This is a genomic window from Arsenophonus endosymbiont of Aleurodicus floccissimus (assembly GCF_900343025.1).
Lineage (GTDB): Bacteria > Pseudomonadota > Gammaproteobacteria > Enterobacterales > Enterobacteriaceae > Arsenophonus.
Window position 1 is genome coordinate 733,803 of sequence record NZ_OUND01000001.1, and the last position, 18,066, is coordinate 751,868.

Here is an 18,066-nt window from a genome sequence, read left to right on the forward strand (position 1 = left end):
GCTGATAGTAGTTATTTAAATAATGTGTGCATTTAATCGAAAGTCCTTAAAAATGATAATACCTGATAATAGGTTACGACTATTAGTATTTAAGGATAATCATGTCTCAACCAGCCTTTTCATCGAATATTACCTCACTTATTAATCCACATTCACAAAAGCTGGCACAAATTTTAGGCAAGATATTTTGATACTTTTCATGGAAAATGAAGAGACGATTAAAATATTAGCCACCCAACATGACAAGCAACAAGCCTTATCGATCGTAAAGCACGATAAAAATATCATCTAAATTAAATCTCTATTACATGCCTTACATGCAGCCGATATTGCTGATCTATTAGAAATATTGCCTTATGATGAACGCTCATCACTATGGTATTTAATTAATAATAATAAACGCGGTCAGGTTTTAGTCGAAGCCTCGACCTCGGTCTGGGAAAGTTTACTCAAGAACATGTCCGATAGAGAGTTGCTACGTGCTGTTGCTAATCTACATGTTGATGAACAAGCCTATATTGCCGAACACTTACCGCGCGACACAATGTGTCGTTTACTAACTTACCTTGATCTCAGTTTACGTAATCAGATCCGTGAAGTACTGCAATATCCTAAAGATAGCGTTGGCCAAATGATGGATTTTGAATTTATTACCGTTAGGCCTAACGTTAGCCTGAAAACTGTTCAACGCTATCTACGCCAGCGCGGTAATATCCCTGAAGCAACCGATAAAATTTTTATTGTCAATATACAAAATCGCTTGCAAGGGGAATTGCCATTAACGACGATTTTAACCTCATCACCAACAAAAACAGTGGCTGATGTGATGAAAACTGCTACGATGAGTTTCTTGCCTGACGAGAAAACAGAAGACGCTGCGAGTGCTTTTGAACGATACGATTTGATTTCAGCTGCTGTGGTTGATAACAATGGTTTATTAATGGGACGCTTAACCGTTGAAGATATAGTTGATAATCTTAATGAAGAGAGTGATAGCAACATCCGGCGCATGGGAGGATTAAGCACTGAAGAAGATATTTTTGCCCCCGTTGGGCAAGCAATAAAAACTCGCTGGACCTGGCTTGCCGTTAACCTCTGTACCGCTTTCATTGCCTCACGGGTGATTGGCGTGTTCGAAAATACCATTTCACAACTAGTCGCACTGGCAACACTAATACCTATTGTCGCCGGCATTGGTGGCAATACAGGCAACCAAACTATTACCATGATTGTTAGAGCAATTGCCTTGCATCAGATCCAAACTGGTAATTTCTCATTTCTGTTACTGAGAGAATTAGGCGTCGCGCTTATCAATGGTATTGTTTGGGGCGGGATCATGGGAATTGTCACCTATTTACTCTATGGTAACCTTGAGATGGGTGCAGTGATGACTTTAGCTATGATATTGAACTTAATGATGGCCGCATTAATGGGCGTTACTATCCCATTAATTATGGTAAAATTGGGTCGAGATCCGGCCATTGGCTCAAGTGTGATGATAACCGCAATTACTGATACCGGCGGCTTCTTTATTTTCTTAGGTTTAGCCACTCTTTTTCTAATTTAAATCGCCAGCGCTAATCTATCACTGCAACCTTAGAAGAGCGCCTTAAAACAAAACTTATTATACCTCATTGTTATCTCAACCTATTTAAATTAATTGCCAAATTTTTCTCTATCTATCAATTTAAAATAGCAGATTAATATATTTATACGGTTAAAATAGAATGCATTACTATTTAAATTCCATTCTTGATTTTGTTAGCCATTGATTTAATTAAAAACAAATAACCCAATATTTCTCCAGTTTAAAGGTTATCCAGAGTAGGATAAAATAATATCCGCTTTTTATGTTCATATAGACAATAACTAAAAAAAAATAGATGATTGGTTATAACTGCCGGATGATAAACAGATAATTATTATCTCTAAATCAAAATATCATTATTATTTGTTATTAAAAATAAAATCAATTAACAAATTGCACCTATTGTTTGAATGATTTATTCAGCGAATTAATACACTATTTTGCCTATTAATAAAAAGGATTTAAAAAACATGTCATCGCTAACCAATACGTAAAGTTAGCCTGTTGCCAGGCCACTAAATCGGCAAGATTATAAAACGCTGGGTCTATCTTCGTTAGGTGGCACACTTGAGTTTTATGATTTTGTTATTTTTGTCTTTTATGCCAAAACCATCTTGCTACTTTTTTCCGTCTGGTAATCTATTTCTCGCTCTGATAGCAACCTTTGGGTTATTTGCTGCCGGCTATCTGGCTCGCCCATTAGGGGGCATGATTATGGCACACTACGGCGATAAAATAGACCGTAAGCGCATATTCAGTTTGAGTATCTTTATGATGGGCCCTGCCCATTTTAGTTATAGGAGCATTGCCCACTTATGCCACGATTGGTATTGCTGCGCCACTGTCATTACTTTTGATGCGTATTATGCAGGGAGCGGCAATCGGCGGAGAAATGTTAGGTGCCTGGGTATTTATCGCTGAACACACGCCAAAACAGCGTTATGGTTTAGCTATTGGAACGCTGACTTTAGGCATTACCGGTGGTATTTTGCTCGGCTCGATTATTGCCATTACCATTGAATATTACTTTACCGAACAACAAATTGTCGATTTCGCCTGGCGCATTCCGTTTATTATGGGGGGTTTATTTGGCTTTATTGCTGTCTATTTGCGACGCTTTTTACAGGAAACTCCAATATTCAAAGAATTGCGGCACAAAGAATACTATGTAATGAGTTGCCAGTTAAGACCGTTTAACGTCACATAAGCAGGCTTGTTTGATCACCGCGGTATTAAACTGGTCTCTATCGACCTCAATTATCGTGATCATTTTAATGACGCCTGACGTTATTTTACGTGGCATCTACCATATCGATCGGAATAACGCCTTACAAGCCAATTGCTTTGCAGTGTTGATGTTAATCGTTGGCTGTATTTTTTGGGGTTACTTAAACGATAAAATTGGCTCCCGTCTCACCATGTTAGTAGCCTATAGCGGCCTGATCATCAGCGCTAGCTATTTCTATTCCATACTATCACCGGCTATTTCATTTTTAACATTAAGTAGTTATTACGGCATCATGGGATTGTTCGTCGGCGCCGTCGTTTTAACCCCGATTATTGGCACTCGGGCATTTCCACCTGCACTCCGTTTTTCTGGTCTGTCGTTTGCCTACAATATCGCCGATGCGATTTTTGGCGGTTTAACGCCGATCATCACGGGCTTCTGGCTACAACAATCTCATCTGGCGCCAGTTTATTATCTCAGTGCCGTTGCAGTGCTAGTATCTTAGTTGGTTTTTTACCGCTGGCATATCAAGGGTGGCAACATCAAAGGGCAAAATAAAACTAACGGGCAGTAATATCCGCTTTTACTCGCCGTTAAGTAGTTAATAACCTCTGGCTTAATAATAATAAAAAAAAAAGTGCATCAGTCTAATAAATGATGCACTTTATACAACCATAAAAAAATACAACCATAAAAAATCTTAATTTCACCAACATCCATCAGCGCCAGGCTGGCGGCATGATACCGGCAATGATGGTTGGAAAATGTATAAGTAACCATCATATTTGATAACACTGCCGAACAAGTGAACACTCTCTCAATAACCTAATAATCTATTAGTCCAATCTTGATACTGTTCTTCAGAACCCAATTTTACTGGCGCTAATCGATATGCTTGCTCCATTAAAGCAAATGGCAAAATATCTCAATGGCAGCGGTGAATCATATTCAGTGCCAAATAAAGCACTAGAAGAATACTTACAAAACAAAACTGACCAAACATAATAGAACTTCAGTTTGTCTTTGTAGAGTAGCGTCCGTAAGCTGATAAGTAGCCAATAATTGTGTCGCATATTCATCTGTTAAACGATAATAGGTTATATCTTTTTCAATATATTGGCAAATATTGTTTTTAGTTTAGCGTTGTTATCAAAACCGATTAATTTAAAGGCAGAAGAAGATTGCTTGGTTGCTGTTTCAAAAGTGGCGCGCAAATCACCCAATTCTAAAGAATCCAGTAATTTAATAAAACACATTTACTGCTGACAAAACTGATAGCTGGAGGCAAATAATATAAAATGATGCTGAAAAAGCTCATCTAACTGATGATAATTTGCCGGACCAATATTCTCTTGCCCTTGATAAAGATAGAAATCATGCCAGTTCATATTCACTTGTTGCGCTAACCGAATATCTAACATCTGCTGTAACTGGTTTTGCGAAACCAACATAGCCCAATGGCTACCTTGTCGCGCTGAAAGAAGAATAAAATTATTAGCATTTTTATCTGACCAGTCAGGATTAGCAGCTCCATCGCCAAAAAATTCATTAACATAGGCAACTACCCGTTTATCTTGTAGATAATGATGATAAATATTGTTGACTAGCTGTTGATGACTATTATCACTGACTATTGCTTGCAAAATACACTGAAAACGCGCCATTATAACTAAACATCAGCTCAGTTTTGTTGCTAAAGCCAGTCAGTAACATTAGCAACACGTGATCGGCTAGGGTAGACATTGGTGCGACATCATATCCTGCTAAATAGAGCGGCAATATATTATTACTAAGCCAGTGAATAATTTTCTGATCTTGGTTATAGGGCGCTTTAGCTAAGGTATTTAACAAAGGCTCTACCACTGATGATAGTGAAGTATTTGAGGAGCGTTTATCTAACGAGTCGATTAATTGATGTACTAGCTCTATTTTCTTATTATTATATTTACTATCAATACTGTCGATGGTTGTTAGCAAACTAGAATCATTATTGATATGGTTAAGATAAATATCTAATCGAGTTTCATCCCAAAACGGTAAAGCGATATTACCTAGCTTGACTTAAGTTAGCGCCATTCAACTTAGCGTTAGTAAAATTAGCAAAACATAATTAGTTTTAGTTAAATTAATATCTGTCAGATCAGTATCGATCGATAAAAATACTAGATTGCAAATTAGAGTCACATAAATTAGCCTGATGCATTGTAGCACCGACAAAATTGACTCCTATCAATTAGCATTCATTAACTTAGCATGGTTCAAAATTAGCGTTATTTAACTCAGCACTAGACATCTCGGTTTGATTCAAATTAGCATAACTAAGATCAGCATTAATTAGCTTAGTTCTATATAACTTAGCATAGCTTAATGTTGCCATACTTAACTTGACATTGGTGAAATTGGCATAATCAAGATTAGCACTAGCCAGCCTGGCATATTTTAAGGTAGCATCTTGCAAGTTAGCTATTTGTATATTGGCGCAACTTAAGCAGGCTCTGGCTAAATTAGCTTGTTTGAATTTAGCCCGCTCTAAATTAGCGGAGCGTAAATTAGCTTCCGTTAAATCAAGTTCGTTTAATTCAGTTTCTCTCAAATCCAATTTAGCATCAGCATCAGCAAGACGTTCTTTAATGAAGTTTTCTATAATGTCACGTTTTTGTTGTTGTAAATCGATTCTATTATCAACACTGCAATCATCTGGCATTACCTGCCTTAAAATAGCTAAATTATAGAGTGTTTTTTCGGACGCAACAGATAAACCAGAGACAGCATAAGCACTATTTGCAGAAGATACCTGTATAATCATTCCTTAATTATGTTGCTACGATATCTACTAAGTATGCCAATTAACAATTAAATAGAATTGCACAAAACAATCATTTAATTATTATCTTACTAATTTATAAGTATTTATTATTTATTTTATCTGCTACAGAAATTATTTTTAGCTAATTTTCTTCATCTGTTAGACTAGATTATAATGAAAATGAATAAATCAACCATCCTAACTATAAACTAATCAGAGATACACCCTATGCAAAATTTAATGCAATAAAATCAGTACAACTAACTCCAGGCTGGCGGTATAATACCGGCTAAGATGACAGGGAAATGGGCTTTTATATGCTCAGCCATGATAGTTGATAACACCGCCGTGCAGCTAAATGTATTATTTTGGCCAAGCAATCTATCGATCCAATCTTTATACTGAGTCTCATTTTCGAAGGTTTACGGTGATAATTGATGAGCCTGCTCCATTAGCGCAAAAGCAAAATATCTTAATGTATTCGGTGACTCAGTTTCCGTACCAAATATTGCACTGAAAGAATATTTGCTAAAAACGGCGGCTAGACTTAATAAAGTGTCAGCTTGTGTCTTTGTGTCAGCAGCCGTGAGCTGATATGCCGCCAATAATTGCTGCTTATATTGTTCAGTTAAGCGATAACCTATTACGCCATTTTCTATGTATTGCTTAAACTTATTGTCAAATATCGCGGCCAATTTAGCTTGACTGTCAAAATCGATCAATTTAATTGCAGATGAGCTTTGCGTTGTTGCGGTTTGAAAGTTGGTTTGCAATTCACATAACGCTAAAAAAGTAGCTAATAATTTGCCAAATTTGGCTTGCTGCTGTTGAAATAGATAGTTAGACGCAAATAATTTAAAATGATGTTCAAAAAGATCATCTAACTGATAATCTGCCGGGCCAATATTCTTTTGTCCTTGATAAAGATAGAAATCATGCCAATTGATATTCTCTGGTTGCGTTGACTGAATACCTAACATCCGCTGTAACTGGTTTTGTGACATCGTCATAGTATAGTGACTATCATGTTGAGCAGAGAGCAGAATAAAATTATCCGCATCTTTATTAGACCAATCAGGTTTGCCTGCATAATCACCGAAATTACCTTTAGTATAAGACTCCACACGGTTATCTTGCAGATAACTGTTATACAGGATTTCAGCCTGTTCTTTATAGTTACTTTCACCCGCTATCGCTTGTTAAATCAACTGAATAAAGACACCATTATAACTAAACATCATTTGCGGTTGGTGAGTAAAACAGTTTAGCAAGGTTGTTAAAATATCTGTAGTTAGTACTGGCATCGTACTGACAGCATATTTCGCCAGATAAGACGGCAATATGTTATTATTAGCCAGTTAATAATTTTCTGATCCTGACTATAGGGCGCTTTAGCGAAAGTCTCTAATAAGGGGTTTACTACCGATGATAGTGAAACGTTTGTAGGACGTTTGTCTAATGAATCAATCAGCTGATGAACTAATGCTATTTTAATATTATTATAGATAGGCTCAATACTATCGATAGTTTTAAGCAAACTATTATTATTGTTGATATGATTGAGATAATAATCTAGGTTATTATCATCCCAAATCGGTAAATAGATACCACTCAAATTTGTCCTATCCAGTACAGCGCCACTTAAATCAGCAGCCCTTATATTAGCACCAACTAACACAGCCTCACTTTAAATCAGCGCCATTCAATTTAGCACCCCCTAAATTGGCAAACATTAAGTTAGCAGCACATAAATTAGCCTTCTCCAAATTAGCATTACTTAACTTAGCATTGAAAAAATAAGCATTACTCAAACAGGCCTCAGCCAAATTGGCATGACTTAAATCAGCATCAATTAAGGAAGCTAGCGGTAATTTAGCCTGGCTTAAAGTCGCCATATTTAATTTAGTTTTATCCAGCTTGGCAGCGGTTAAATTGCATCCTCTTAATTAGCATACTTCAGGTTTTCTTTATCTAGAGCAACGACCGTCATATCAATCCCACTCAGGCTAACTTTAATTAAATCTAAGGAAGCATCAACATAACGCTCGCTAATTAATTTATCTGAAATTTCACGTTTCTGCTGCTGTAAATCCTTTTTGTCATCAAGGCTACAATTATCCGGAATAGCTTACCTTAAAATATCTAAGTCAGAAAGAGGCTCTGATGGCGCACCAATTGAGCGAAAAACGGAATTGGTAGTGTTGATAGAAAGCACTGTCATCATTATTCCTTGATTAATTTATAATTAAAAAGAAGTAATATATAAGTGATTGAAAAAAGTTATTGCAAAAAACCGCTATTTAATTGCGATTAACGATTCTTTTAGGTTATTAAACATTTGTTAAAGCAACGTTAATATGCAGGTTTACTAATGATAACTATCTTAAATATATATAACATTTAGTTGATTTATGCTTATCTCACACTGATTATTACAATTTCCACATTTCCTCCGTTTTTTTATATTAAATAGTCGCTAAACTATAGTGTATAAATAATTTATTTATGAAATTAAAAATATCTGCTGATACCTGTACAAAAAAATGCTAAGGACATGATGAACAATAATAATCACCACCGAAAAATTGTTATATCTGCTATTACCATTATTTTTTATCCCTTAGCGGGATGTTTGCCTAGCGTTATTTTCATTCGCAAACCTCCACGGCAGCTGCCTTATCAGGCCAGCAAGTATCAAAGTAAAGCTCAACAAAATCGCGTAAAATGCCCCTACCGCCGGTGCAAGCAGCATTATCCGTGCGACAAAGTTATTCCCCACATTCTGACTGCCTTAGGTACAGTGTGCAAGCCACCAATACCGTAATGGTAACCAGTCGGGTGTGCTGGGGCAATTAATGGCGCTACATTTTACTGAAGGACAAGCAGTTAAAGCAGACGATTTATTAGCCGAAATCGATCCACGGCCATTTCAGATCTCGCTGGCGCAGACGGAAGGACAATTGCTCAGAGATCAGGCGCAATTGCATAATGCCCGACAAAATTTAGACCGTTATCAAAAATTAGCTACCAGTAAGGTCATTTCTCAACAAGAGTTAGATAAGCAGCGAACCTTAGTTTAGCAAACAGAAGGCAGTGTTAAAATCGATCAGGCTGCAATTAGTAACGCTAAACTGCAACTAACCTATAGTAGGATCACAGCTCCTATTACCGGTCGGGTTGGTCTAAAACAGATTGATATTGGTAATTATATACCAGCGGTTCAACTTCACCTATCGTTATCATCACCCAAACAACCCCTATTGACGCCGTATTGGCCCTGCCTGAGGTAGATATTCCGTTGATCAAAATTGCTCAACAGCAAAAAAACAAAATTCCAGTGATCGCCTGAGATCGTAATAATAGCGCCAAAATTGCCGCCGGTTACCTATTAAGTACAGATAATCAGATAGATAGTACAACTGGCACATTAAAAATGAAAGCACGTTTCGCTAATCAGGATAATAGGCTTTTTCCTAACCAATTTATCAATATCCAAATTCAAGTTAATACGCTAAAAAATGTCGTAGTGATCCCAACCGCTGCCTTACAAATGGGTAGTATTGGTTACTTTGTCTGGACATTAGATAAAAATAATTTAGTCAAAAAATATAAAGTCACGGTGGGTTTGCAGGATGGTTAAAAAATCATTATTAGCGCTGGGTTAGATGCTGGTGTTTTGGTTATTACCGATGGTGTTGACCGGCTAGTTGATGGGGTAAAAGTTCTGTTGGTTACCCCAAAAGATCAATTAATATCTTATGCTAATACGACAGAGAAATCTTAATGCAGTTTGAGACTCCGTTAAAAAGTGGTGGCCCATCACGGTTATTTATTCTACGCCCGGTTGCAACTAAGCTATTTATTATTGCCATTTTATTAGCTGGTATTATCGGTTACCGTTTTTTACCAGTCTCTGCCTTACCACAAGTTGATTATCCGACTATTCAAGTCGTTACCCTTTACCCTGGTGCCAACCCTGATGTGATGATATCAGCTATTACCGCACCATTAGAACGCCAACTAGGTCAAATGTCTGGTTTAAAGCAGATGTTTTCCCAAAGCGCTAGCGGCTCTTCAGTAATTACGCTAACTTTTCGATTATCGCTAGCACTGGATATCGCTGAACAAGAAGTGCAAGCAGCCATTAATGCGGCCAGTAATCTATTACCGAAAGATCTACCCTATCCGCCCATTTATAATAAAGTCAATCCAGCTGATCCGACCATTCTAACTCTAGCCGTGACCACCAATGCCCTGCCAATCACTGAATTCAAGATATGGTTGAAACACGGGTAGCGAAAAGAATTTCTCAGGTTAATGGCGTAGGCTTAGTCACCCTGGCCGGCGGGCAACGTCCGGCAGTTCGTATTAAACTAAATCCACAAGCCGTCGCCTCTTCGCAACTGGATAATGAAACTATTCGGTTAGCTATTAATAATGCCAATGTCAATTCAGCTAAAGGCAGCCTTGATGGATCTGCTCGAGCAATTACGCTTTCGGCTAATGATCAAATGAAATCATTGGCAGATTATCGCTCACTAATTATTGCTTATAAGCAAGGTGGCATAATTCGGCTAGGTGATATTGCTGCCATTTCACAAACAGCGGAAAATACCCAATTAGGCGCTTGGACCAGTAAAAAACCGGCAATTGTGATTAATCTCCAACGTCAACCTGACTGATAATATTAGCAAAATCTTACCTGAATTAGTTAAAAATTTACCGAAAGCAGTCAATGTTAATATTCTGACCGATCGAACGACCACAATTCGTGCTTCAGTTAAAGATGTCCAATTTGAATTAGTACTGGCGATCGCATTAGTTGTTATGGTGATTTATCTGTTTTTGCGCAATGGTATCGCAACCTTAATTCCGAGCATCGCTGTTCCCTTATCACTGGTAGGTACTTTTGCCGTCATGTATTTTTGCGATTTTTCAATTAATAACCTCACTCTGATTGCTTTAACAGTAGCAACAGGATTTGTCGTCGATGATGCGATTGTGGTGATTGAAAACATTTCCCGCTATCTGGAAAAAGGGGATAAACCGTTAATAACAGTGCTAAAAGGCGAAGGAGAAATTGGTTTTATCATTATTTCATTAACATTTTCATTAATTGCGGTGCTGATTCCACTGTTCTTCATGAGTGATATAGTGGGCCGCTTATTTCGGGAATTTGCCATTACGCTAGCCGTGGCTATCTTGATTTCTGCTGTTGTCTCCCTAACTCTGACACCAATGATGTGTGCCCGTTTACTCAAATCTGAAGCAAAAACCAAAATACAATCGTTTTGAAAAAGGCTGTGAAGTGTTTTTTGATAAAATGATTGCTATTTATGGTGTCTGGTTTAAACGCATTCTCAATCATGAATGGCTAGTACTCTCTGTCGCCATCAACACATTGATACTAACAGCATTGCTCTATATTATGATCCCAAAAGGTTTTTTTCCCTTACAAGACAATTGATTATTGCAAGGTGTAATCGAAGCTCCACAATCGAGTTCTTTTGCCGCAATCACAGAAAAACAGCAACAAATTGCTGAACGAATATTAGCCGATCAAGCGGTAGAAAATGTCATCGCTTTCGTCGGTGTTGATGGCAGCAATTCAGCCCTCAATAATGCGCGATTACAAATTACCCTTAAACCATTAAATCAACGTCATGAGCGGATAGATGTTATTATCCCTCTGTTACAACAAGCAGTTAATAAGATTCCAGGTATCAAGTTATTTTTACAACTGATGCAAGATCTGACTATTAATAGCCAGATTTCCCGTACCCAATATCAATTTACTTTACAAGCGACTTCTATAGAATAACTCTCATTTTAGCTACCCAAGCTTCTCAACGCATTAAAAGCCAATCAGCAACTTACTGACGTAAGTAGTGATTGGCAAGATAAAGGTCTAATCGCCAAAGTAACTGTTGATCGCGACACAGCCAGCCGTTTAGGTATTAGCATGTCGGCCATTGATAACGCATTATATAATGCGTTTGGCCAACGAATGATCTCGACAATCTTATACCCAAGCCAATCAGTACCGAGTTATTCCTGAGCATGGCGTTGAAGGAGGTGTTGGTCTGGAGGCGCTAAATATATTCGTTTACGAAGCAACCAAAACACTATGGTGCCGCTAACTATATTAGCTAAAGTTGAACAGAGTTATGGCCCTTTATCAATTAATCACTTAGCCCCATTTCCTTCGGCGGCATTTTCCTTCAATGTTGCTAAAGGTAGCTCGTTGGAAGGCGCAGTCAATACAATCAAATAGATAGAAAATCAGCTTGAATTACCCCATGACATTATTACCCAATTTCAAGGAACAACATTAGCCTTTGAAAAAGCACTGGCTAATACTTTGTAGCTGATTTTAGCGGCAATTATTGCCATGTATATCGTTCTCGGTATCTTATATGAAAGTTTTATCCACCCAATTACCATCCTTTCTACTCTGCTCACTGTAGGCGTTGGCACGCTATTAGCTTTAATGATCGCCGGTTATGAACTGGATATTATTGGCGTCATCGGCATCATATTACTGATTGGCATCGTCAAGAAAAACACCATAAAGAGCGGCAATTTATCCATTCAGTATACGGTTTAGGTTATCGTTGGGGAATTAGTTTAATTAAATTTTGTTAATCCGCTCGCCGGTTGATTTGGATTTCATCACATAAGGCGTTAGAATTAGCTACTTAAAACTTATCCGATTAAGAATAAGTACTGACTTGTTATCAGATTGAGAAATTATATGTTTACGCCAGAATTACTTTCTCCCGCAGGTTCCCTGAAGAACATGCGTTATGCTTTTGCCTATGGAGCGGACGCTGTTTATGCAGGACAACCGCGCTACAGCCTACGTGTTCGTAACAACGAATTCAATCATGAAAATTTAGCTAAAGGCATTAAAGAAGCACATGAAATGGGAAAACATTTCTATGTAGTGGTTAATATTGCACCACATAATGCTAAATTAAAAACCTTTATTCGTGATCTTACTCCGGTCATCGAAATGCAACCAGATGCCTTAATTATGTCCGATCCTGGCCTAATTATGCTAGTGAGAGAAATATTTCCAGCAATGGAGATCCATCTTTCTGTCCAGGCAAACGCTGTTAACTGGGCTACAGTAAAATTTTGGCAACAAATGGGATTAAGCCGAATTATTTTGTCTCGTGAGCTCTCTATTGAAGAAATTGCCGAAATTCGTCAACAGGTATCTGATATTGAATTAGAAATTTTTGTTCATGGTGCACTTTGTATGGCCTATTCTGGTCGTTGCTTACTATCTGGTTATATTAATAAACGCGATCCCAATCAAGGCACCTGTACCAACGCTTGCCGTTGGGAATATAAAGTACAAGAAGGAAAAGAAGATGCAATCGGTAATATTGTTCATCATCATCAACCGATTAAAATAAAAAATATTCAGCCGACATTAGGTAGTGGACAGCCTACCGACAAAGTTTTTTTAATTGAAGAAAGCAAACGTCTTGGTGAATATATGACTGCTTTTGAAGATGAGCATGGCACCTATATTATGAATTCGAAAGATCTACGTGCAATCGAACATGTTGAACGCTTAACTCAAATTGGCGTTCATTCTTTAAAAATTGAAGGTCGCACCAAATCCTTCTACTATTGTGCTCGAACTGCTCAGGTTTATCGTCGGGCGATTGACGATGCCGTTGCCGGTAAACCTTTCGATCCCTCATTGTTAACCGGATTAGAAGGCTTAGCTCACCGTGGTTATACCGAAGGTTTTTTACGTCGACATAACCATGATACGTACCAAACCTATGAATACGGTTATTCTGTTTCGGATAGCCAACAATTTGTTGGTGAATTCACCGGCCAACGCAAAAATGGGCTGGCAGAAGTGGACGTGAAAAATAAATTCAGTCTGGGTAATAACTTAGAGTTAATGACACCAGCAGGTAATATTCAATTTACCTTAACTGACTTATTTGATAAAAAAAAACTACCTATTCAAGTTGCACCAGGTAATGGCTATAAAGTTTATCTCCCGATCCCTGAGGATGTTGATCTGCAGTTTGCGCTATTAATTCGCAATTTGGCTGGCATAACGACCAGAAACCCTCATAACAAACAACAGATTCAAACGATAAAGTAAGTTCAAAACTAAATAAACAGTAATATGTTTGCTTTAGTTATGAGCAATTTTAGTAACCTTAAGTAGGGATAAATAACAATACTTAATTTAAGGAAAAATTCCATTTTTATGTATTAGATCACAGCAATATAATATTCATTATCATAAGATAGCCAGTGAAAAATGTAGAATTAAAAATTATAAGACTAGAAACCACCTTCTTTGCTAACTCAATCTCCCTTGAGCTAGCTTTTTCTTTTTTTGGCGGATAAAATTTCACTCTTCTGCTCAGCAACTATTGTTAATAAATAACAATAAATAGTTAATAAAATAGTACCCATCATTTTAATAAGCAACGCTAAAACTAACATTAAACTGAAGCGATCCACCTCACTTAACTAAAGCAATCGAGCTTGTTTTGCACACTATAATGGATAACAATCGATCACAAAGTCAATAAACGGGAGTAAATTATGACCGATATCGAGACATTGCTAGACACAAAAGCTGACAATTTATTACAGCATCGCTACCAAGCCATCGCCCAAGAAAAATTATACCTACCCGGCACCGATTTTATTGATCGTGTTATGATAGATAATAACTGTCTAAATCCAGTTTTACGCTCGATGCAAACCCTATTTGATCACGGCAGACTCGCAGGTAGTGGCTACCTTTCCATTCTTCCAGTAGATCAAGGTGTAGAACATTCGGCTGCCGCCTCATTCGCGGCTCATCCACTTTATTTCGATCTTAAAAATATTGTCGAACTGGCTATTGAAGCCGGCTGTAACTGTGTCGCCTCCAGCTACGGCGTTTTAGCCGCAGTTTCACGTCGTTATGCACACAAAATACCCTTTTTAGTAAAGCTGAATCACAATGAAACACTTAGCTATCCAACTCAATATGATCAAACGCTTTATGCCAGTGTTGAGCAAGCTTTTGAAATGGGAGCGGTAGCAGTTGGAGCTACCATTTATTATGGTTCATTGGAGTCCCGACGTCAGATTGAAGAAATTGCCGCTGCCTTTGAACGTGCCCACGAACTGGGTATGGTGATAGTACTATGGGCATATTTACGCAATTCAGCTTTTCAGAAAGGAAAAACTGATTATCATACTAGTGCCGATCTTACTGGCCAAGCAAACCATTTGGCGGCAACGATTGGTGCTGACATTATTAAACAAAAAATGGCTGAAAATAATGGTGGCTACAAGGCTATTGGTTTTGGCTATACCGATGAGCGGGTATATAGCCATTTAACAACCGATCATCCGATTGATTTAGTTAGATATCAATTAGCAAATTGCTATATGGGTCGTGCTGGATTAATTAATTCAGGCGGTGCTGCTGGTTCAAATGACTTAAAAGAGTCAGTTCGTACCGCGGTGATCAATAAACGTGCTGGGGGTATGGGATTAATTCTCGGTAGAAAAGCGTTTTAAAAATCGATGAAAGAAGGTATAGCTCTTATTAATGCCGTACAAAATGTTTATTTAAATAAAAAAATAACCATTGCTTAATTTTATTGCTCACCAAAATATAATAACGTAATTAATAATATAACGTTGACGGTGATAAACATCTATTTTTATCTTATTAAATAATATAAAATCATCTATACTATATATTGAAATTATCGCTATCAGTTAATATCGATATACAACAAAAAAAGCTAAATAGAGTAGATCATTATAAAATTAATAACAATAATATTAAAATATCCATATAGTTTTGATACTTTTACCAATTTTTTAACTAAATGTGGTTTAGGTGAAATAGAATTAATTTCAAAAGGATATTGCTTTTGTTATCTACTACCGCTGGGAGTAAGCATCTATTTATATAAGAACGGTACCATACTAATACGAGGTAATCCTGCAATCAAACATGCTATTGAAATGACAATCAAAAAATTGCTACAAAAAACAAGTTAATACATAGTTAATGAAGGAAATTTGAGATCACACATAGATAATGGCTTATTAATTAATAGCGGAATTCAATATCGTGATGTTAGTAATAATAATCATGGGAAGAATTATTGTTATGTTCTCTAATGTAATAATAAAGTAAATCAACTAGCTAAAATAATAAAATTTATTTTCATATTTTAATTTTTTATTAATTACATAAACATACAGTGCGTTATATCAATTAAATTGATACTACCTAATAGTAATGCTACTTAGATCCAGCTGATACATAAAATAGATCCTTTCTTCTAGTCAAATAAGTTTTAGCAATATTTCACTCTTTTTATGCAATATAAATATAGCATAGCTAATAATAAATATTACCCACCTTATAACATTCTGGTTCTGTTATGATACAATAGAACCAAATAGGTTGCAGTTAATCAGTAATATTATTTTTTGAAATAAAATTTTGTTATAACTGCTTATTAATATTTTTGATTATATCTAGTATTTAAATTTGATCGGTTCATATTTCCATACAAGATAATCTATTGGATTAAGAAAGATGCTGTATGGATTTTCTTTATATATTTTCTGCATTGCATCATAAGATTTTATTCTTTCCGCATCTTTAAAAATATCAGACACCCCTTCTGGCGTAAAATTACCGGTCATCGGTCTAATATAACTTTTTTCATCTGTTGACCAAGCCTATAACCAAAATAATTTTCTTCGTCTACCCCTGAATAGTAGGATAATATTCTGATATTACTATAATTGTCAAAATTATAACATTCAGACTTTAGAATACTAACTAATTCATCAACATCCATATTGCGGAAGCCGCCTGCCGTCTTGATAACCAGTTGTAAACCATGAGCAACAATATTAAAACGGATACCTTTTTTATAGGTGTCTTCAAAGGTATATAAACCATCGATTAGCAGATCCAGTTCCCTCATTTTGCCACTCAATTTAATTGGTGCGCTTTTTAATGCACCAATACCTTTGGCAACTGCTTTGCCTAATGAAAATATTCCCATTACTGCAGAAGGTGCACCTAACCCTAATGAGACCCAGCCATACTGTTCTGATGCTTGTAGATTTTTTTCTTCCAAAGCACCAGAAATAATGGCAGTTGCCACACTGGCTGCTTCTAAAGCCGTTAATACTAATGCCACACCTACACCAAATTTTAGTGATAAGCTAAATGTAAGTGGTGCCAGCAGAAGACCGATACCACCCACAATAATACTCGCCCATCCCCAACCACTGATATGACCACTTGGATCGCTGAAATTTATCGGATCACCATCGCAATATGCATAAGCGTTAATACCACCAGCACCAAATGGGCTCCAGCTATCGGGTGCAGTAAAGCGCACTAGCCGGCTACTATAAGCACGATAGCCATTTCCCAACAAATAGCTGCCACTAGCTTCATCCCAGTGTTCACCATTAAATCGTGGTCCAACAGTTCCTTGTCCGGCGCCATCCCCCCAAGGACTGTAAGATTTAATAATTGTTTCTTGTCCATTCTCAAATAAGGCGAATACACACTTCCCATATTATCGGTAGCCGTTGCAGTATATTTGACTGGTTTATTATTTTCATGAAATTCCTGACGAAATCCCAAACTGTCATTATCTAATATGTTGTATATTATCTGTACACCAGTATAAAACTCATTGATTAATCTATCTGACAGATAATAAAACTCTCTAAAATCATCATTAGATTGTTTCATTAATACCCTATCCAAGCCATCATAACCATAAAAAGTGGTATTCTGATTTTTGGTGACGGTTTTAAGCCGTCCCATAACATCATAATTCAGGGAACGTTGAACTTCATCTACTGTCATTCTGCCATTGGCATCATACTGCAATGATATAGATTGCTGTTTATCGAAATATTTAATATCGGTTAACTGATAGGGATCACTACTATTTAGATATTTATATTCTACTGTTTAATTGATATTGTCTGCTGTGGTTTCGCAACGTATTAAATTACTAAACGCATCCCAATGATAATTTTGCTGTTGTATTTTTTCCCCCTCTGGCGTTTCAGGGTAAATATCGCTGAAACATTGGTAATCCGTTACTCGGCCGAATAAATCATAAGAATAATTTTCTTCACGCAGTAAACGTTTATTCAGATATAATTTTTTACTGGCAATTTTATTATTAACAGAAATATCTTGTTCAATTTCAAACGTCGTTATTTTTATTTTATTGTTTTCAATAAGTTCCCGTTTAAATTCTCGTCCAAATTCATCCAAACTGAGCTTGGTTTCAACACTATTTCCGCCTGCTTGATAATGAACCAATTGACCGATATAGCGGCCTAATATGTCATAATTTAGGTTAACCCTTATCCCTCGATCAAAGATGCTATTCAGTCCGC

16 protein-coding genes and 8 pseudogenes are annotated in these 18,066 nt (G+C 36.9%); 9 read left to right on the forward strand and 15 right to left on the reverse strand.

All coding sequences use genetic code 11. From position 1 onward, the window contains the following. Positions 1-292: 292 nt before the first annotated feature. The 3 genes and pseudogenes from mgtE to ARADI_RS21545 all read left to right on the forward strand — a co-directional run. A pseudogene (gene mgtE / locus ARADI_RS03840) lies at positions 293-1,567 on the forward strand (magnesium transporter); the annotation flags it as partial. Between the two features lie 826 nt (positions 1,568-2,393). Continuing rightward, entirely contained in the window at positions 2,394-2,795 is a 402-nt protein-coding gene (locus ARADI_RS21540) for an MFS transporter (protein WP_238149097.1), read from the forward strand. 10 nt (positions 2,796-2,805) lie between these two features. After that, positions 2,806-3,321: an MFS transporter gene (locus tag ARADI_RS21545; RefSeq protein ID WP_238149098.1), complete on the forward strand. Its 516-nt coding sequence runs from the start codon at positions 2,806-2,808 to the stop codon at positions 3,319-3,321. 137 nt (positions 3,322-3,458) lie between these two features. Here ARADI_RS21545 and ARADI_RS03850 read toward each other — a convergent pair whose 3' ends face one another. The 13 genes and pseudogenes from ARADI_RS03850 to ARADI_RS20630 form a co-directional block, all read right to left on the reverse strand. After that, positions 3,459-3,599 carry a hypothetical protein gene (locus ARADI_RS03850; RefSeq protein WP_182853061.1) on the reverse strand — a complete coding sequence of 47 codons (141 nt, stop codon included), beginning with the start codon at positions 3,597-3,599 and terminating at the stop codon, positions 3,459-3,461. 77 nt (positions 3,600-3,676) lie between these two features. Beyond that, the gene (locus tag ARADI_RS20615) at positions 3,677-3,895 is read right to left on the reverse strand and encodes a hypothetical protein (RefSeq protein WP_119711174.1); all 219 of its coding nucleotides are present in this window, start codon (positions 3,893-3,895) and stop codon (positions 3,677-3,679) included. 18 nt (positions 3,896-3,913) lie between these two features. Continuing rightward, positions 3,914-4,072 carry a hypothetical protein gene (locus tag ARADI_RS17210; protein ID WP_238149099.1) on the reverse strand — a complete coding sequence of 53 codons (159 nt, stop codon included), beginning with the start codon at positions 4,070-4,072 and terminating at the stop codon, positions 3,914-3,916. After that, positions 4,073-4,459, reverse strand: a complete 387-nt coding sequence (locus tag ARADI_RS03860) for a hypothetical protein (protein ID WP_119711175.1) — start codon at positions 4,457-4,459, stop codon at positions 4,073-4,075. Then, on the reverse strand, positions 4,440-4,793 hold the full coding sequence (locus tag ARADI_RS03865; RefSeq protein WP_182853062.1) for a hypothetical protein: 354 nt from the start codon (positions 4,791-4,793) through the stop codon (positions 4,440-4,442). The genes ARADI_RS03860 and ARADI_RS03865 overlap by 20 nt, the downstream gene beginning before the upstream one ends. Before the next feature lie 70 nt (positions 4,794-4,863). Continuing rightward, positions 4,864-4,917: pseudogene (locus ARADI_RS20620) on the reverse strand (pentapeptide repeat-containing protein); the annotation flags it as partial. 39 nt (positions 4,918-4,956) lie between these two features. Further along, entirely contained in the window at positions 4,957-5,049 is a 93-nt protein-coding gene (locus ARADI_RS20625; RefSeq protein ID WP_369406928.1) for a pentapeptide repeat-containing protein, read from the reverse strand. A 15-nt stretch (positions 5,050-5,064) separates the two neighbouring features. Then, on the reverse strand, positions 5,065-5,622 hold the full coding sequence (locus tag ARADI_RS03875) for a pentapeptide repeat-containing protein (protein ID WP_119711177.1): 558 nt from the start codon (positions 5,620-5,622) through the stop codon (positions 5,065-5,067). A gap of 260 nt (positions 5,623-5,882) precedes the next feature. Further along, positions 5,883-6,632, reverse strand: a pseudogene (locus ARADI_RS03885) (hypothetical protein). A gap of 189 nt (positions 6,633-6,821) precedes the next feature. Next, positions 6,822-6,926: a hypothetical protein gene (locus ARADI_RS22100; RefSeq protein WP_500782102.1), complete on the reverse strand. Its 105-nt coding sequence runs from the start codon at positions 6,924-6,926 to the stop codon at positions 6,822-6,824. After that, entirely contained in the window at positions 6,914-7,300 is a 387-nt protein-coding gene (locus ARADI_RS03890) for a hypothetical protein (protein WP_119711180.1), read from the reverse strand. The genes ARADI_RS22100 and ARADI_RS03890 overlap by 13 nt, the downstream gene beginning before the upstream one ends. A 4-nt stretch (positions 7,301-7,304) precedes the next feature. Continuing rightward, entirely contained in the window at positions 7,305-7,517 is a 213-nt protein-coding gene (locus tag ARADI_RS03895; RefSeq protein WP_119711181.1) for a pentapeptide repeat-containing protein, read from the reverse strand. Further along, positions 7,503-7,556: pseudogene (locus ARADI_RS20630) on the reverse strand (hypothetical protein); the annotation flags it as partial. The gene ARADI_RS03895 and the pseudogene ARADI_RS20630, both read right to left, overlap by 15 nt. Positions 7,557-8,340: 784 nt before the next feature. Here ARADI_RS20630 and ARADI_RS20635 point away from each other — a divergent pair. From ARADI_RS20635 to fbaB, 6 genes and pseudogenes are all read left to right on the forward strand, one after another. Beyond that, positions 8,341-9,406: pseudogene (locus ARADI_RS20635) on the forward strand (MdtA/MuxA family multidrug efflux RND transporter periplasmic adaptor subunit); the annotation flags it as partial. Further along, positions 9,406-9,918 (forward strand): efflux RND transporter permease subunit, encoded by a 513-nt coding sequence (locus tag ARADI_RS19425; protein ID WP_255420601.1) that lies wholly within the window; start codon positions 9,406-9,408, stop codon positions 9,916-9,918. The pseudogene ARADI_RS20635 and the gene ARADI_RS19425, both read left to right, overlap by 1 nt. Then, positions 9,900-10,917, forward strand: a pseudogene (locus ARADI_RS19430) (efflux RND transporter permease subunit). Before ARADI_RS19425 ends, ARADI_RS19430 begins: the two are co-directional and overlap by 19 nt. A 28-nt stretch (positions 10,918-10,945) precedes the next feature. After that, positions 10,946-12,229: pseudogene (locus ARADI_RS19435) on the forward strand (efflux RND transporter permease subunit). Positions 12,230-12,376: 147 nt separating this feature from the next. Beyond that, on the forward strand, positions 12,377-13,759 hold the full coding sequence (gene trhP, locus ARADI_RS03920) for a prephenate-dependent tRNA uridine(34) hydroxylase TrhP (RefSeq protein ID WP_119711182.1): 1,383 nt from the start codon (positions 12,377-12,379) through the stop codon (positions 13,757-13,759). Between the two features lie 452 nt (positions 13,760-14,211). Further along, positions 14,212-15,261: pseudogene (gene fbaB, locus ARADI_RS03925) on the forward strand (class I fructose-bisphosphate aldolase). Between the two features lie 1,067 nt (positions 15,262-16,328). Here fbaB and ARADI_RS03930 read toward each other — a convergent pair. Both ARADI_RS03930 and ARADI_RS03935 read right to left on the reverse strand, forming a co-directional pair. Next, positions 16,329-17,180 (reverse strand): RHS repeat-associated core domain-containing protein, encoded by an 852-nt coding sequence (locus ARADI_RS03930; protein WP_119711183.1) that lies wholly within the window; start codon positions 17,178-17,180, stop codon positions 16,329-16,331. A gap of 449 nt (positions 17,181-17,629) precedes the next feature. After that, positions 17,630-17,989 carry a hypothetical protein gene (locus tag ARADI_RS03935; RefSeq protein WP_119711184.1) on the reverse strand — a complete coding sequence of 120 codons (360 nt, stop codon included), beginning with the start codon at positions 17,987-17,989 and terminating at the stop codon, positions 17,630-17,632. Positions 17,990-18,066 lie beyond the last annotated feature (77 nt).

Coding starts and splice junctions, on each gene's coding strand:
- ARADI_RS03850 (WP_182853061.1), bottom strand. CDS start 3,599: ATGATGGTTACTTATACATTTTCCAACCATCATTGCCGGTATCATGCC.
- trhP (WP_119711182.1), top strand. CDS start 12,377: ATGTTTACGCCAGAATTACTTTCTCCCGCAGGTTCCCTGAAGAACATG.
- ARADI_RS03875 (WP_119711177.1), bottom strand. CDS start 5,622: ATGATTATACAGGTATCTTCTGCAAATAGTGCTTATGCTGTCTCTGGT.
- ARADI_RS03895 (WP_119711181.1), bottom strand. CDS start 7,517: ATGGCGACTTTAAGCCAGGCTAAATTACCGCTAGCTTCCTTAATTGAT.
- ARADI_RS17210 (WP_238149099.1), bottom strand. CDS start 4,072: ATGTGTTTTATTAAATTACTGGATTCTTTAGAATTGGGTGATTTGCGC.
- ARADI_RS22100 (WP_500782102.1), bottom strand. CDS start 6,926: ATGCCAGTACTAACTACAGATATTTTAACAACCTTGCTAAACTGTTTT.
- ARADI_RS20615 (WP_119711174.1), bottom strand. CDS start 3,895: ATGAATATGCGACACAATTATTGGCTACTTATCAGCTTACGGACGCTA.
- ARADI_RS19425 (WP_255420601.1), top strand. CDS start 9,406: ATGCAGTTTGAGACTCCGTTAAAAAGTGGTGGCCCATCACGGTTATTT.